Source organism: Klebsiella planticola, assembly GCF_000783935.2.
In the GTDB taxonomy this organism is placed as follows: Bacteria; Pseudomonadota; Gammaproteobacteria; order Enterobacterales; family Enterobacteriaceae; genus Klebsiella; species Klebsiella planticola.
The window spans coordinates 74702-89123 of the sequence record NZ_CP026049.1 but is presented as its reverse complement, the minus strand read 5'-3'; the positions used below and the strand labels follow the sequence as shown (position 1 = coordinate 89123).

The 14422-nt window shown below is 51.8% G+C and carries 16 protein-coding genes and 1 pseudogene; 5 read left to right on the top strand and 12 right to left on the bottom strand.

The window, feature by feature from the left end; translation table 11 throughout:
- The 4 genes from MC50_RS27820 to dld form a co-directional block, all read right to left on the bottom strand.
- Positions 1–696: a LutC/YkgG family protein gene (locus MC50_RS27820; RefSeq protein WP_004118595.1), complete on the bottom strand. Its 696-nt coding sequence runs from the start codon at positions 694–696 to the stop codon at positions 1–3.
- The gene (locus MC50_RS27815; RefSeq protein WP_000023895.1) at positions 689–2116 is read right to left on the bottom strand and encodes a LutB/LldF family L-lactate oxidation iron-sulfur protein; all 1428 of its coding nucleotides are present in this window, start codon (positions 2114–2116) and stop codon (positions 689–691) included. The genes MC50_RS27820 and MC50_RS27815 overlap by 8 nt, the downstream gene beginning before the upstream one ends.
- Before the next feature lie 10 nt (positions 2117–2126).
- A complete protein-coding gene (locus MC50_RS27810; RefSeq protein WP_001102107.1) occupies positions 2127–2846 on the bottom strand; it encodes a (Fe-S)-binding protein in 720 nt (239 codons plus the stop codon).
- 74 nt (positions 2847–2920) lie between these two features.
- Positions 2921–4618: a D-lactate dehydrogenase gene (gene dld, locus MC50_RS27805; protein WP_003033249.1), complete on the bottom strand. Its 1698-nt coding sequence runs from the start codon at positions 4616–4618 to the stop codon at positions 2921–2923.
- A 435-nt stretch (positions 4619–5053) separates the two neighbouring features.
- Here dld and MC50_RS27800 point away from each other — a divergent pair, with 435 nt between their 5' ends.
- Positions 5054–6607 carry an L-lactate permease gene (locus MC50_RS27800; RefSeq protein WP_032716625.1) on the top strand — a complete coding sequence of 518 codons (1554 nt, stop codon included), beginning with the start codon at positions 5054–5056 and terminating at the stop codon, positions 6605–6607.
- A gap of 429 nt (positions 6608–7036) precedes the next feature.
- Here MC50_RS27800 and MC50_RS27795 read toward each other — a convergent pair.
- The 5 genes from MC50_RS27795 to MC50_RS27775 form a co-directional block, all read right to left on the bottom strand.
- Positions 7037–8205, bottom strand: a protein-coding gene (locus MC50_RS27795; RefSeq protein WP_102990851.1) for an IS3-like element ISEc52 family transposase whose coding sequence is annotated in 2 segments (ribosomal slippage) — positions 7037–7956 and positions 7956–8205 — 1170 coding nt in all. Because the reading frame shifts where the segments join, the coding sequence is not laid out codon by codon here.
- Between the two features lie 93 nt (positions 8206–8298).
- Positions 8299–8502: an HHA domain-containing protein gene (locus tag MC50_RS27790; protein WP_004150739.1), complete on the bottom strand. Its 204-nt coding sequence runs from the start codon at positions 8500–8502 to the stop codon at positions 8299–8301.
- Between the two features lie 60 nt (positions 8503–8562).
- Positions 8563–9057, bottom strand: coding sequence for a hypothetical protein (locus MC50_RS27785; protein ID WP_004213594.1), 495 nt, complete (start codon positions 9055–9057; stop codon positions 8563–8565).
- A 30-nt stretch (positions 9058–9087) separates the two neighbouring features.
- Entirely contained in the window at positions 9088–9654 is a 567-nt protein-coding gene (locus tag MC50_RS27780) for a hypothetical protein (protein WP_009310052.1), read from the bottom strand.
- Entirely contained in the window at positions 9651–9914 is a 264-nt protein-coding gene (locus tag MC50_RS27775; protein WP_009310051.1) for a hypothetical protein, read from the bottom strand. Before MC50_RS27775 ends, MC50_RS27780 begins: the two co-directional genes overlap by 4 nt.
- 296 nt (positions 9915–10210) lie before the next feature.
- On the opposite strand from MC50_RS27775, the gene MC50_RS27770 reads away from it, so the two are divergent.
- The 4 genes and pseudogenes from MC50_RS27770 (at position 10211) to MC50_RS29025 (ending at position 11464) form a co-directional block, all read left to right on the top strand.
- The gene (locus MC50_RS27770) at positions 10211–10915 is read left to right on the top strand and encodes an IS6-like element IS26 family transposase (RefSeq protein WP_001067855.1); all 705 of its coding nucleotides are present in this window, start codon (positions 10211–10213) and stop codon (positions 10913–10915) included.
- Between the two features lie 85 nt (positions 10916–11000).
- A complete protein-coding gene (locus MC50_RS27760) occupies positions 11001–11180 on the top strand; it encodes a type II toxin-antitoxin system ParD family antitoxin (protein ID WP_004118349.1) in 180 nt (59 codons plus the stop codon).
- Positions 11146–11265 (top strand): type II toxin-antitoxin system RelE/ParE family toxin, encoded by a 120-nt coding sequence (locus MC50_RS29170; RefSeq protein WP_009654306.1) that lies wholly within the window; start codon positions 11146–11148, stop codon positions 11263–11265. Before MC50_RS27760 ends, MC50_RS29170 begins: the two co-directional genes overlap by 35 nt.
- Before the next feature lie 36 nt (positions 11266–11301).
- Positions 11302–11464, top strand: a pseudogene (locus MC50_RS29025) (type II toxin-antitoxin system RelE/ParE family toxin).
- 179 nt (positions 11465–11643) lie between these two features.
- Here the strand turns inward: MC50_RS29025 and MC50_RS27745 are convergent.
- From MC50_RS27745 to pcoR, 3 genes are all read right to left on the bottom strand, one after another.
- The gene (locus tag MC50_RS27745) at positions 11644–12078 is read right to left on the bottom strand and encodes a hypothetical protein (protein WP_004118347.1); all 435 of its coding nucleotides are present in this window, start codon (positions 12076–12078) and stop codon (positions 11644–11646) included.
- Between the two features lie 215 nt (positions 12079–12293).
- The gene (gene pcoS, locus MC50_RS27740; RefSeq protein WP_002436614.1) at positions 12294–13694 is read right to left on the bottom strand and encodes a copper resistance membrane spanning protein PcoS; all 1401 of its coding nucleotides are present in this window, start codon (positions 13692–13694) and stop codon (positions 12294–12296) included.
- The gene (gene pcoR / locus MC50_RS27735; RefSeq protein WP_001188930.1) at positions 13691–14371 is read right to left on the bottom strand and encodes a copper response regulator transcription factor PcoR; all 681 of its coding nucleotides are present in this window, start codon (positions 14369–14371) and stop codon (positions 13691–13693) included. The genes pcoS and pcoR overlap by 4 nt, the downstream gene beginning before the upstream one ends.
- Positions 14372–14422 lie beyond the last annotated feature (51 nt).

The window sequence follows — 14422 nt, the reverse complement described above, 5'->3', positions numbered from 1 at the left end:
TCAACAATCCTCAATAATCAGATACACCGCTTTCACCGGGCCATGCACCCCAACCACCTTGATAAGCTCAATATCCGCCGTCGAGCTGGGTCCACTGATGATATTAATGCATGATGGCATACGCTCACCGGCCTGTGCTTTCTGATGTAGCTTTTCTGCCAGTTGCGCCACGCGCGGCAGGATGGTGCTTTTACGCAGCACGAAAATCGAGGACTCTGGCAACAGGCTCAGGGAACGCCCGCGCTCCGGTGCGGAAAACAGCACCACGCCGCCGGACTCGGTCAGGCCATATTCGGCATACACCACGCCGACTTTCGCCTGTTCTGCCTGGGTAATATTTTCGCTACCTCGCGCTGGGTCCCAAACCACGGCGTTGCATTCCTGCTGCAAGCGTTCGGTGATACCCAGCTCCACCAGCCGGCTGTCGCCGCTCAGCACCACCGGCTGCTGACCCAATTCTTCGCACAGGCGCAGCGCCGCGTCTGCGGCCTGGTCCTCGCTGGTCAGTTCGCAGCGGGCCAGCATCACTTCGCTGGCAAACTGGATAAACGCATCGCAGCGCTGCTGCGGGCTAAGTTCGGTCAGGCGCTCGTTGGCATAGTTGTTAACCGGCGCGGCATCTGCTTGCGGTTCGAAACGCAGCGGGCGACCCAGCGCCTGGGCGATGGTGTTTAAAAACGCGGTACGGTTATCCATTCTTTTTCTCCTGCGCCTGATGTTTCTTAAACCAGCTGCGGAAGCTCTCGCCGTCAGCATCAGGCAGATCGCGCGCCTCCATCCAGTCACCAATCGCGCCAACCTTGAGCGGGGTTTTGCCGCCATTGATAAACCAGCTCGCCGCATGCGCGCCCGCCATCATCCCGACTTTCCACAGCCCCGGATGGCTATTGGCATAAGCGAACATCCTGATCGCCCGTCGCTCGGCTTTCGGCGTAATGCCCTCCTCGGCCATCACCCGGCGATGACGCAGGATCAGTTTTGACAACGGAATGCGCACCGGGCAGACGCTGTCACAGGCCGTGCATAAAGAACAGGCGTACGGCAGATCCTTAAAATCTTTATAGCCGCCGAGCAGCGGAGAAATCACCGCGCCGATAGGTCCAGGATAGATAGAGCCATAGCCGTGTCCGCCGATGTGGCGGTACGCCGGACAGGTGTTCATACAGGCTCCGCAGCGGATGCAGCGCAGCACATCGCGAAACTCTGAGCCCAGCACCTGCGAGCGACCGTTATCGACAATCACCAGATGGAACTCTTCCGGTCCGTCAACGTTATCCGCCTCGCGCGGGCCGGTCAGCCAGGTGTTGTAGCCCGTCAGACGTGCACCCACGGCGCTGCGCGCCAGCATGGTGATCAGCACATCCACCTCGGCAAAGGTCGGCGCGATACGCTCCATGCCCATCACCGCAATGTGCGTTTTCGGCAGCGTGGTGCACATGCGCGCGTTGCCTTCGTTGGTTACCAGACACACCGAGCCGGTTTCCGCCACGGCAAAGTTACAGCCGGTAATACCGATTTCGGCACTGAGGAAATCCTCACGGATCTTCTGACGAATGAACAAGGTCATGGCTTCCGGGGTTTCCGGGCCGTCATACCCCAGACGTTCGTTCAGCACGCGGCGGATCTGATAGCGATCTTTATGAATAGCCGGGACCACGACGTGCGAAGGCGGATCCTGATCCAGTTGCAGGATATATTCCCCGAGATCGGTTTCGATCACCTGGATTCCGGCATCCTGCAGCACATGGTTGACGCCGATCTCTTCGGTCACCATCGACTTGGACTTCACCACCTTCTGCGCATTTTTACTTTGCGCAACCTGCAAAATGTAGCGAGTGGCATCTTCTTTGGTTTTGGCGAAATAGACGTGCCCGCCGTTTTCCGTCACTTTCTCGGAGAGTTGATACAGGTAAGCGTCGAGGTTGCTCAGAACGTGATCGCGGATCTGGCTGGCACGATCGCGCCAGTCTTCCCAGTGGCCTAACTCATCGACCATTTTTTGCCGATTTGCGCCGATACGCTCCTGCGCATTAGCCACGGCTTTGCGCATGATCGGATCTTCTATCTGCTGACGAATGCGCAGTTTAAATTCTACATCGCTGGTTTTTATCGACATCTCTTTCCCCTCAGCGGCTCATCAGCACTTCAGCAATATGCATCACTTTGACCGGCTGGCCTTCCCGTTGCAGTCGGCCGCCAATGTTCAGCAGGCAGCTGACGTCTGCGCCAATCAAATATTCCGGCTTTGCATCCATCAGATGTAAGACTTTCTCTTTCACCATCTCACCGGATATTTCGGCCATCTTGACCGAGAACGTTCCGCCAAAGCCGCAGCAGGTGTCCTGATCGGCAAACGTCAGCAGCTCCAGTCCGCGCACGTTTTTCAGCAGCGTGAGCGGCTCTTCCTTCACCCCCAGTTTGCGGGTCAGGCTACAGGAAGGATGATACACAGCGCGCCCCTGCAGGCTGGCGCCAACGTCCACCACGCCCAGTTTGTTGACGATAAAGGAGGTGAGATCCTGCATACGCGCGGAAACTTTCTCAGCACGTAGCGCCCATTCCGGTTCATCGGCCAGATACGTCGGGTAGCTTTTAACCGCGTAGGTACAGGAGCCCGCCGGGGAGATAATCGGATCGTCGTTGTCTTCCAGCGCGGCGATCAGGTTTTTCATCCCGGGGATCGCCTCTTTGATGTAACCGCTGTTGATGGCTGGCTGACCGCAACACCCTTGCTTCTCGGGGAAATTAACGCGACAACCCAGTTTTTCCAGCAGCAATACGGAGTCTCGTGCCATCCGTGATTTCAGTGCGTCACCAATACAGGTAACAAAGAAATTTACATTCACAATAACTACTCCATTGCTTCATTTCTGTTTATTGCGCTTGATATCGCGATATCAAGCAAAAGTTCAGTCGTATTTCATGCCCAGTTTTTATGTTTGCTGGTTTTACCAATACCTGGGTTCATAGTGTTGGTCGGATCATTTTCCTGATAAAAACGTGCCAAATTTTCCGGCGCTTTATACAGATGGCCGACATTGTGTTCCGCCGGATATTGCGCTCCGCGTTGGCGCAGTAATTCCAGCATCTGTTCTTTTAACGCGTGGGCATCTACGCCTTTTTTAACGATATAATCCTGATGGAATACATGGCACATAAAATGGCCGTAATAGAGTTTATGCACCAACTGACTGTCAATTTCCGCCGGTAAATGCTCATACCATTCGGTATCATTGCGGCGTAATGCAATATCCAGCGCGAGAATATCCTCAACCTCGTCAGAATGAACGGCCTGATAACGAATGGCAGCACCCGCGGCGGCAAAACGATGCAGAAACGCCTTACTGCCCTCTTCCGCGGTACAGGTAAAGAACGCGCCCTCGGCCGATTTAAAATAGTCCGTTAACCATGCCTGGGCTTCGGCCACACCCTCGCCGGACATTTTCAACATCAGATGGTGTTCATAGTTATCGCGCCAGGTCTTCATCCGCGCCGGGAGATGGCTCGGGAACAGATGGCTAAAAGCCTGCATCGCGCGGTCAGTAAAGTGCGGGCGAAAGATCTTCACCTTCTCAAGTATGGCCTCGGTACGCCCCTTCAGGTTGAAGAAGAACGGCATTTTGTCCGTGCCAAGTTTGTCGATCATCAGGAAGGTATCTTTGCTGTATTTCTCTGCAATATCATAGATATCGCGGTGCATATACTCCCCAGCAACCGGCAGGTTTGTAAAATTCGCCAGGATGTGGCGGCGAATCTCAGTCAGGACATCAGTCTGATTGGTACCGATATAAAAGACCTGCTGGTTCTTCTCGGCTTCAAAGGTATCCAGACGTACGGCAAACACCGCTAACTTGCCCGCGCAGCCAGAGGATTCAAACAGGCGATCCGGGTCAGCGTTGTAACGTGCTGGCGTGTCGGCATTGATGTCCCGCACGCGGCTAACATAGTCGTGATCGTGCGCGTGACGCCCGTCATGGTTGACGAGCGCGGCTTCAATCACATTGTTATCCAGCCGGGCAAGGATTTGCTCTGGCGTCTGACCTAGCTCAATGCCAAGGTGATTGACCAGCTGCAAGCGTCCCTGTTCATCAATGCGGGCAAACAGCGACATCTCGGTGTAAGCCGGGCCTCGCTGGACCAGAGAACCGCCCGAGTTATTACAGATACCGCCGATAACCGACGCGCCGATGCACGAAGAGCCGATCACCGAATGCGGCTCACGGCCAAACGGCTTCAGCGCCCTTTCCAGCGAGTACAGCGTGGTGCCCGGATAAGCCAGCACCTGCTTGCCCTCATCCAGCACATGCAGACTGTCCAGCCGCAGCGTGCTGATAATGACGATCTCGCGGTCGTAGTCATTACCATTTGGCGTCGAACCCTCGGTCAGGCCTGTGTTCGACGCCTGCATCAGGATTATTTTATCAGCCTCAACGCAGGCGCTGAGGACTTTCCAGAGTTCAAGCAAAGAGCCGGGGATAACCACCGCCAGAGCATCACCCTGACCCGAGCGGAATCCCTTACGGTAACGCGCAGTTTTTGACGGTTCGGTGAGGATATGAGCAGGGCCAACCAATTGGGTAAGAGTCGTCAAAAAGGTCTTATTATCAGTATGTTTCATGGAGGGCGGCTCTCCGCTCCTTATATCAGGGCCAGTGAAAATGGCTATAAGTTCATTTGTATGACAAAGCAGAATATTCCCTCAATCAATATCCACATGCAATACCCCATTTTATTTCTTTCGGTACCGCTCACATTTTTTAATGAAATTACCACCGCCATATAACTCATACCTCGCCCTTTAAGGGGATGCCAAAACACTTATTTCATTTATTGCAAAGATCATCCCACACCTATTAATGATTAACTCTAATGGGTGTTGTAATATTTAGTGGTTATTCATATTTAATAAAAAAATAACATTATTTATACAATTATTAACCTTTATAACTTTATTTCACTGAAGCGATTCAGTTAGCATTTTTTATTTTATTATTCAGGTAGCTTCCTTCCCCCTAAATATAGTTCAGTCTAAAAAAGTAAATCGGGAATTGTAATGCACGAATATTTAATGTTTGCTCTGGCACTCTCTCCTTTGCTGCTGATGGTATTTTTAATACTGAAATTAAAAATGCCCATCCATTATTCCGTACTGATCTCTTTGGTATTCACCGCTGCACTGTCGGCAATATTCTGGGAAATGCCCGTACAAAATCTGAAAGCCGCGATAGGGTATGGCGCACTGAAGGGACTATGGCCGATCGTGATTGTGATCCTCGGCGCTATTTTCAGTTATAACGTCATGCAGGCGACCAAAGCGCTGGATATTTTGCGCGATATTCTCGCCAGCATTAGCGAAGATAAGCGTATTCAGGTGCTGCTGATTTCATGGTGTTTTGGTGGATTTCTTGAAGCCGCAGCGGGCTATGGCACGGCGGTCGCTATTCCGATCGGCATTCTCATTGCGCTGGGATTCAACCCGTTGAAGGCGGCGATTTCCTCTCTCGTGGCAAATACAGTTCCTACCGCATTCGGCGCGGTCGGGATCCCGGTTTCTATTCTGGCTGAACAGGTTAATCTGCCGGTTTATACCTTAGGCGGAACCATTATTTTGCAGCTCGCGTTGTTTAATATCCTGCTGCCGTTTGTGATTGTCTGCATTATTGGCGGTGGCCTGAAAGCCATTCGCGGCGTATTTCTGATCACGTTGATTTGCGGCATTTCCACGCTGATTCCGCAATATTTTGTCGCCATCCATCTTGGCGCGGAATTACCCGCTTTTGCCGGTAGCCTGGTCAGCCTGTTTGCCGTGGCGATGGTCAGTCGCCTGCGCAAAGGGAAAACCGATCCAGAGTGGCGCATTGAGGTCAGCCATACCCGCGAAACCACGCCGCGCTCGGCAAAAGTGTTGTTCCGCGTGGGCTCTATCTATCTGTTTATTTTTGTGTTTATCCTGCTGTGTTCGCCGCTGTTCCCGACAATAAAAGGCGCGGCGTCCCAACTGGCTTCGGTGCTGCATTTCACGTTGGCTGACGGCAAAACGATGGCACTGAAAGTTGAATGGGTGACCACACCAGGGATGCTGATTATCTTTGCGACCATTATCGGCGGTTTTATTCAGGGAGCGTCCGCACGCGGGATGCTGGAAGTATTTATCAAAACGATTTTCCAGCTTAAAAACTCTATCGTGGCAATTATGGCGATCGTCGCGCTGGCCACGGTGATGGATCTCAGCGGGATTATCTCCACACTGGCGCAGTCGATTGTCGATCTGACCGGCAGCTCGTACGTCTTCCTCGCCCCGGTGATTGGCGCGCTGGGCACGTTCGTTACCGGCAGCGATACCAACTCGAACATTCTGTTTGGCAAGCTGCAAACCATAGCTGCCAGCAAGTTACATATCGATCCCAACTGGCTGGCGGCGGCCAATACCTCTGGCGCTACGGGGGGCAAAATGATTTCGCCGCAAAGCATCGCCATCGCGGTTTCTGCCACCAAAATGGACGGTCAGGCCAATCAGATCATGTCTGGCACCATGAAATACTGCTGTGCCTACATTGTGATCCTTGGCCTGAAAGTCGGTCTCTTTTATTACTGGTTTATGGCGTAAGCCATTGTCAACCCCGTCAAATTCGCGGCAATCGTATTTGACGACACAGTGACCAAAAAGGTTTACACCACCCCAGAAACGGAACAAGGCGACAGGCTTTACGATTTGTCGGCGCTGACTAAAATAGCGCCGATGTTTCAAATCGAGGATTGTTGTTATGTTGTTCTGGAAAAAGATGGTGAAGAAGTTCGACGCCTTTTCCGCGTTGATTCCACCACGCTACTTCCGCGTGTAATACCTGGCACTTATTCCTGATGGCGCTTCGCTTATCAGGCCTACATTTCACACTCATTTGTAGGCCTGCGTTTCACGCTCATTTATAGGCCGGATAAGGCGCGAGCCGCATCCGGCAGCAACAGCAGCGTAAAATGCTCACCCCTTTCTCTTACGCAGACCGCATGCTCTTAACACCACCACCCACTGAAGTGGTCAACAAAAACTGGCCACCGCGTTAGAGTTTTTCCAGTATCGGTTTTCTGATTCGTTTGGCGGTAACCCACCATTATATTCGTGCGGTCTTAGTGCGCTGTAATATCCAACGATATAGTCCGTTATTGCGTGAGCTGCATCGCTGAAGCTTACATAGCCCGTCGCCGGCACCCATTCGTTCTTCAGACTCCTGAAGAAGCGCTCCATTGGGCTGTTATCCCAGCAGTTTCCACGCCGACTCATACTCTGCCTGATCCGGTATCGCCACAGTAACTGCCGGAACTGCCTGCTCGTATAATGGCTGCCTTGATCGCTGTGGAACGTCACCCCGACGGGCTTACCACGGGTTTCCCATGCCATTTCCAGTGCTTTCATGGTGAGCCTGCTTTCCGGCGAGAACGACATGGCCCAGCCCACTGGTTTTCTTGCGAACAGGTCGAGAACAACGGCGAGGTACGCCCAGCGCTTACCCGTCCAGATATAGGTCACATCACCGCACCACACCTGATTTGGTTCCGTTACGGCGAACTGTCGCTCAAGATGATTCGGGATAGCAACGTGCTCATGACCGCCACGCTTATACCGGTGAGTCGGCTGCTGGCAACTGACCAGCCCCAGCTCTTTCATGAGTCTGCCAGCAAGCCAGCGCCCCATCTGGTAACCTCTCTGGGTTGCCATTGTGGCGATGCTTCTTGCTCCGGCAGAGCCGTGGCTGATGCCATGCAGTTCAAGTACCTGACTGCGTAATACAGCCCGTCTGCCGTCTGGCTTTTCAGGACGGTTTTTCCAGTATTTGTAGCTGCTGCGATGAACCCCGAACACATGGCAGAGAGTGGCCACAGGATAACGCGCCCTGAGTTTCCCGATTATCAAGAACTGTTCAGGGAGTCTGACATCAAGAGCGCGGTAGCCTTTTTTAATATTTCATTTTCCATTTCAATACGTTGTAGCTTTTTCCTGAGCTCACGGATTTCAATTTGTTCCGGGGTAATGGGGGAGGCTTTTGGTGTTTTGCCCTGCCGTTCATCACGTAATTGTTTCACCCATCGCGTCATTGTGGAAAGGCCGACATCCATAGCGCTGGCTGCATCTGTCACGGTGTAGTTCTGGTCAACGACCAGTTGAGCGGATTCGCGTTTAAACTCTGCGCTGAAATTTCTTTTTTTCATTATGGCACCTGTGTTGTTCTGAGGTGAGCATATCACCTCTGTTCAGGTGGCCAAATTCAGTAAACCACTTCAAACAGACTGATGCCGGCTGTATTATTTAACATATTTCCAGACGCCTGCAGGTATTTTGTCATAAAACTTCCCCATTGCCATTTCCGCCAGCCGGTGATCAACCGCAGCATTGAAATGCTCAAGCTCATCATCTGACAGAGAATATTTATTTTTTTCTATTACCCTTTCCAGGGTTTCCTTCGATGTACAGCGCCGTAGTCGTAAAATCCATTCCTGTTTGGTCATTAGTTTTTTATATCCTGAGGCTTCCATGGTATTTAATTTTACAAATAACGCAAATTTCTTTCAGGCGTTATGGCCCGTGCCGTTCTGCGTAAGATAATCACTGATGCTCAGACCGGACAAGCGTATATTATCCGAAATCTCCCTGAACTGCTCCTCCCACCCGTCCTGCAGCTCCCTGATTGCCGCGATCTGGAAAGCAACACTGAAAGGCGTTCTGCCCAGTTTCTCGGAAAGCCAGAACAGATGCTTGCCAATCTCTTCGTCCGGTACCGAATCGAGCGCATCACTCAGTAAGGTTTTTTCGTCTTCCTGCCAGGGATGACCGGCTCGCGGAAAACGCGGATCAGGCTGGCGGTCTTTTTTCTCCCTTTTTTCCCGTCTGGCAACGGTCGGCGCATCGCCTTTTTTCAAGCCGACGCGCGCTTTCATGGCGCCGATAGCGGCGACGGCCAGTACCAGCGTTTCACGCTCCTGGCGCGTGAGCAGGCTGTCCTCGCAAATCAGGGTGTTCAGGTTATCGATCAGCTTATTCAGCCCGGGTTCAGTGACTTTCATTTTATGCTCATGTTCCTTGTGTGGTGGCGATCAGTCCCGGCTCTCATTCACCTGGACGGTGACCGGCAGGCCTGCATCAAAACAGGTCTGATACCAGCTGGCCACCTGCAGGGGATCGCCCTCTTTTATCCGGCGTATGCCGCCGGCATCCGTCAGCTGCAGACAGGTGGTACCGTCCAGACGGATCACGTAGGCCGCTTCCCTGATGGTGTAATGGCCGTCATCCAGCTGCAGCTCCACCGCGTCACCGGCAGCCGTCTGGCGTAACGGCAGACGCCGGACGTCTGTCAGTCGTTGTCGTGCCGTTTCAGCCTCGCGTTCTGCCTGGAAGAGCGGTTCTGCAATGCCGCGACCGGCCTCCGTCAGCTCGACGGCCAGCTGCAGGTTCGGGGCGCGCAGGGTGCGCAGCCAGCCCGCGGCTTCCATGCGCCGGCAGGAGGCGCGCAGGTTCGGCCCGTACACCGGGGCGTCCCCGCCCTGCTCCAGCACCCGCTCGATATCCCGCGTCGCCACCGGGCCCGGCCGTTTCGCATCGAGGGCGGCCAGCACAATCAGCACCCGCCGCTGCAGCGGCGATGGTCGGCGCGCCTGAGTCATTGCTTGTCCGCCTCCGGCCAGATGAGTTGTCTGAGGCGCAGGTGATCGGCGTCTATGAGCTCTTGTCTCTTTATGGCATTCACTGAGGCATAGCCATTTATGGCCAGTTCATACCAATAGCTCAGCACGGCACCGGCCTTGGCTGACTCGCTGATGTAAATCGCGCCCTGGCTGTCCAGATTGCATTCACGGATACGCTCTTCCGCTATCCGGGTCAGCTGCTCATAGCTGAGTGAAAAATTCACTTCTTTCTCATCCATCCTGCTCGCTCCGTCTGAACATGTCCGGTTAGGTTAAAAATCATATCATGTATGATTTCTTACTAATAATTCAAATATCATATCAGATATTGTTATGTGTTTAATGCTAAATATCACATTCAGTATGATTTTATGTTTTTGGTTTAATTATCATATCCTTTGCGCGTTTCCCGCCGCGCAGATCCGGTTTCTGGCTAAGTCGGATCTCCAGACTGCAGCAGGGCTGTTTTGAAGGCACTGTTGCAAATAGTCGGTGGTGATAAACTTATCATCCCCTTTTGCTGATGGAGCTGCACATGAACCCATTCAAAGGCCGGCATTTTCAGCGTGACATCATTCTGTGGGCCGTACGCTGGTACTGCAAATACGGCATCAGTTACCGTGAGCTGCAGGAGATGCTGGCTGAACGCGGAGTGAATGTCGATCACTCCACGATTTACCGCTGGGTTCAGCGTTATGCGCCTGAAATGGAAAAACGGCTGCGCTGGTACTGGCGTAACCCTTCCGATCTTTGCCCGTGGCACATGGATGAAACCTACGTGAAGGTCAATGGCCGCTGGGCGTATCTGTACCGGGCCGTCGACAGCCGGGGCCGCACTGTCGATTTTTATCTCTCCTCCCGTCGTAACAGCAAAGCTGCATACCGGTTTCTGGGTAAAATCCTCAACAACGTGAAGAAGTGGCAGATCCCGCGATTCATCAACACGGATAAAGCGCCCGCCTATGGTCGCGCGCTTGCTCTGCTCAAACGCGAAGGCCGGTGCCCGTCTGACGTTGAACACCGACAGATTAAGTACCGGAACAACGTGATTGAATGCGATCATGGCAAACTGAAACGGATAATCGGCGCCACGCTGGGATTTAAATCCATGAAGACGGCTTACGCTACCATCAAAGGTATTGAGGTGATGCGTGCACTACGCAAAGGCCAGGCCTCAGCATTTTATTATGGTGATCCCCTGGGCGAAATGCGCCTGGTAAGCAGAGTTTTTGAAATGTAAGGCCTTTGAATAAGACAAAAGGCTGCCTCATCGCTAACTTTGCAACAGTGCCAGAATAAATCTTACATTAAGGTATGGAGGGGTTATGGCTCGTACGATGACGGTGGACGTGGGTGATGAGCTGCATGAAAAGCAGGCTGAATCCAGACTTCAGGAACTGCGCGATCTGCTGGCCGAAGGGATCAGCAGCGGCGAGGCGAAACCATGGAACAAGAATGCATTCCTGAGGAATGTCAGGGCCAGGGTGGCAAATGAAAGAGATTGAGCTGACACCCAAAGCAGAAGAGGATCTGGAGGCCATCTGGGACTTCAGCTTCAGACAGATCGGGGTTGTTCAGGCGGATGCATAGATCGGTCGTATAGCTGCAGTATTTGATGTGCTGGCCATGCATGATATCGGCACGCATTGTGCAGAGCTGGGAGACGATATCTGCACACTGCCGGTAGAACCGGCATACGATCTATTTTGTATCATCACATTCTATGGTTACGGTCATTCGTATTCTCAGCCAGTCTCAGGATACGGCGCGACATGCACCCTGGAGATGACCGGGGAACAGGATTCTCAAACAATATAAGTTAATTGTGAGGTCGACATGACCAAAAAAAACATTGTGTATGGACTCTTTCATTATTATTCATTTCGCTTATAAAAAAAACGCTCCCGGACGGGAGCGTAAGCCAGTGACTTCGGCGTCAAATGAGGGTCTGACAAGTGGAGCTGCGGGTTAATTCTGGGTGATCTGGCTGCGATGCTTTTCCGCCTGTTGCTGATGAATAACGGAAGACTGGCCATTATTCGCCTTCTCATGCACAACAGCGGCTTTCTCATGCTCGCTCATTTCGGAAAATGGCTTAGCAGTTTCTTGGGTGTTCTCAGGTTTGGCTTTCATCATTTTTTTATGCATTTCAGCCATGTCCTGATGGGCGGCAGAATTGCCGTTTTGCATCATTTCATGGGACATTGCGGCCTGATCGTGACCGCTCATATCCATCATTTTCATGCTCTCCCCCTGAACTGCACTTTTTTCAGCGGATGATTGCATCTGATGGGCAGGCGCCTGGGCATTATTTACCTGGTCATGCATGTTCATTGTCTCTGCAGCCCAGGCAGATGAAGCGACAGCCATCATGGCAATAAAGGATACAAGGATCTTTTTCATGGTTGGGTCTCCGGTGTTTTCATACCCGAACAATCAATGCTTATAACAGAGAAAGCATTTGATCTCAGGGCTGGTTGATCATCACGCCAGGAACCGGGCGATTGAATTATCACGCTGTCCTGATTTATGGCTGATTATAAAAAACCGCCTCTGTTTATCGCGTGACTGAACGATGACATTTTTGTCACCTTCCGGGTTTCTCCTGAATAACGGTATTAATCCATTAACAGACGCACACTGAACACAATTTCCCGCCCCTGCTGTTCTGCTGACAGCTCGCCGCCGTGAGCATGAATGATCGACCTTGTAATTGATAATCCCAGCCCCGCGCCTTCCGTGTTGTAGAACCTTGATGAGTCTGCGCGATAGAACCGGTCAAACAAACGTTCCAGATTAGCGGGAACCTGGCCGGACATCGTATTCGTAATCATCACGTTCACACAGTCACTGTCACGCTCAAGGTGTATCGCTGTACAGGTGTTATCGGGAGAATACTTGATTGCATTGGAAAGCAGGTTACTGAAAGCACGTCGGAGCATATCGCTGTCTCCGGCAACAACGCCCTCTCCTTCAACCGTGATTGTCTTTCCTGTTTCGTCTGCCAGGGGCTCGAACAACTCACGTAATTCATTCAGTTCGGCTGCCAGATCCACATCATGTTTATCCAGCCGCAGCAGACCATGCTCTGAACGTGCCAGAAAAAGCATGTCACTGGTCATTCGTGACAACCTTTTCAGTTCTTCCAGGTTAGCGAATAAAATTTCGCGGTAATGCGAAACATCCCTTTCCTTAGCCAGTGCAAACTGCGTCTGCATCATCAGATTACTGACTGGTGTGCGCAGCTCATGCGCGATGTCAGACGAGAAATCTGACAGTTTCCGGAATGCCCCCTCCAGGCGATCAAACATATTATTGAACTCCTGCATGGTCTCAGAGATTTCCGGCGGAGCCAGATCGGGATTTAGACGCTGATCCAGGCTGTGTACGGTCATGGAGGAAGCCAGACTGGTCATTTCCCGTAGCGGTTTCAGACCAATACGTGTGGTCAGCCAGCCCAGAAAAACAGAAATAAAGACCAGACCGATATTGAACCAGAACAGCCAGGTACTGAGTTTGTCCATAAACAGGGTGTGATACCCAGTATCCGTGGCAACCGTAATGATGACATGTTTGCTTTTACCCTGTTCCGGCGTCACGGCAACCCGCCGCGAGATACTGCGGTACACGGTGTTATTTTCTTCCGTCTGGATCATATAGTCGAGAATATCACCCGACTTATTAAGCAGGACCGCTGGAACAACAGAATTTTTGGCATAGAGTTCAACAATTTTTTCATTTTCCATGTTTTTTATAGAAATGAATAAGCCATTGTGCCCCACCATCGCATCGTTTATTTTTTCTGATAATGACTTAATATCCGTTTTGTTCCTGAACGTCTCTGTTTTAAGAAACTCTTCGGTGAGCTGAAGTTTACCTGTCAGAAAATCGCGGTCCTGATTATCGAAATAGCCATTCAGGGTGCTAATCAGGATAAAACTTGATAACCACCATACCGTAAGCATCACCGCAGAAAAAATCAGGCTCAGGCGTGTGGTCAGGGAAATTTTGAACCTCACTCTTCTCTGATCTCCAGGACATATCCGGCACCGCGAACGGTATGGATCAGTTTTGGCTCAAAGTCATCATCAATTTTACTTCTCAGACGTCTCACGGCGACATCAATCACATTCGTATCACTGTCAAAATTCATGTTCCAGACCAGGGACGAGATAAGACTCCTGGGTAACACTTCTCCGGTGCGTTGCAGCAGCAACTCAAGCAGAACGTATTCTTTACCGGTGAGATGGATCTTCTTCCCCGAACGGATCACGGTCCGGCGCACCATATCAACGGTCATATCGGCGATGGTGCAGACTGTTGCGGCCTGCGAGCGTGCCCGGCGCAGTAGGGTTCTTACACGTGCAACCAGCTCCGTAAAATCAAAGGGCTTAATCAGGTAGTCATCTGCGCCAAGCTCCAGTCCTTTCACTTTGTCCCGCACGTTGTCCTTTGCGGTTAAAAACAGGACCGGTTCTTCGTGCCCGGACTCCCTCAGTGCGCTGATGATTTGCCACCCGTCGAGGAAAGGCAGCATCACGTCCAGTATTATCAAATCATACTGTCCCTTCGACGCGGCCCCGAGACCATCGCGGCCATTATTAAAGAGATCGGCCTGATAGCCTTCCTCAACCAGTCCCTGCTGCAGGTAACGACCTGTTTTTTGTTCGTCTTCAACGATTAAAATACGCTGCATGGTCAACTCGCTGATATGAAAGTAAAAATCTCACGCATGAGCTTTGGCTGT

Bases quoted from the DNA above. Each gene is read 5' to 3' on its own strand.
- MC50_RS27820 (WP_004118595.1), bottom strand. From the start codon at position 696: ATGGATAACCGTACCGCGTTTTTAAACACCATCGCCCAGGCGCTGGGT.
- MC50_RS27815 (WP_000023895.1), bottom strand. From the start codon at position 2,116: ATGTCGATAAAAACCAGCGATGTAGAATTTAAACTGCGCATTCGTCAG.
- dld (WP_003033249.1), bottom strand. From the start codon at position 4,618: ATGAAACATACTGATAATAAGACCTTTTTGACGACTCTTACCCAATTG.
- MC50_RS27800 (WP_032716625.1), top strand. From the start codon at position 5,054: ATGCACGAATATTTAATGTTTGCTCTGGCACTCTCTCCTTTGCTGCTG.
- MC50_RS27790 (WP_004150739.1), bottom strand. From the start codon at position 8,502: ATGACCAAACAGGAATGGATTTTACGACTACGGCGCTGTACATCGAAG.
- MC50_RS27785 (WP_004213594.1), bottom strand. From the start codon at position 9,057: ATGAAAGTCACTGAACCCGGGCTGAATAAGCTGATCGATAACCTGAAC.
- MC50_RS27780 (WP_009310052.1), bottom strand. From the start codon at position 9,654: ATGACTCAGGCGCGCCGACCATCGCCGCTGCAGCGGCGGGTGCTGATT.
- MC50_RS27775 (WP_009310051.1), bottom strand. From the start codon at position 9,914: ATGGATGAGAAAGAAGTGAATTTTTCACTCAGCTATGAGCAGCTGACC.
- MC50_RS27770 (WP_001067855.1), top strand. From the start codon at position 10,211: ATGAACCCATTCAAAGGCCGGCATTTTCAGCGTGACATCATTCTGTGG.
- MC50_RS27760 (WP_004118349.1), top strand. From the start codon at position 11,001: ATGGCTCGTACGATGACGGTGGACGTGGGTGATGAGCTGCATGAAAAG.
- MC50_RS29170 (WP_009654306.1), top strand. From the start codon at position 11,146: ATGTCAGGGCCAGGGTGGCAAATGAAAGAGATTGAGCTGACACCCAAA.
- MC50_RS27745 (WP_004118347.1), bottom strand. From the start codon at position 12,078: ATGAAAAAGATCCTTGTATCCTTTATTGCCATGATGGCTGTCGCTTCA.
- pcoR (WP_001188930.1), bottom strand. From the start codon at position 14,371: ATGCAGCGTATTTTAATCGTTGAAGACGAACAAAAAACAGGTCGTTAC.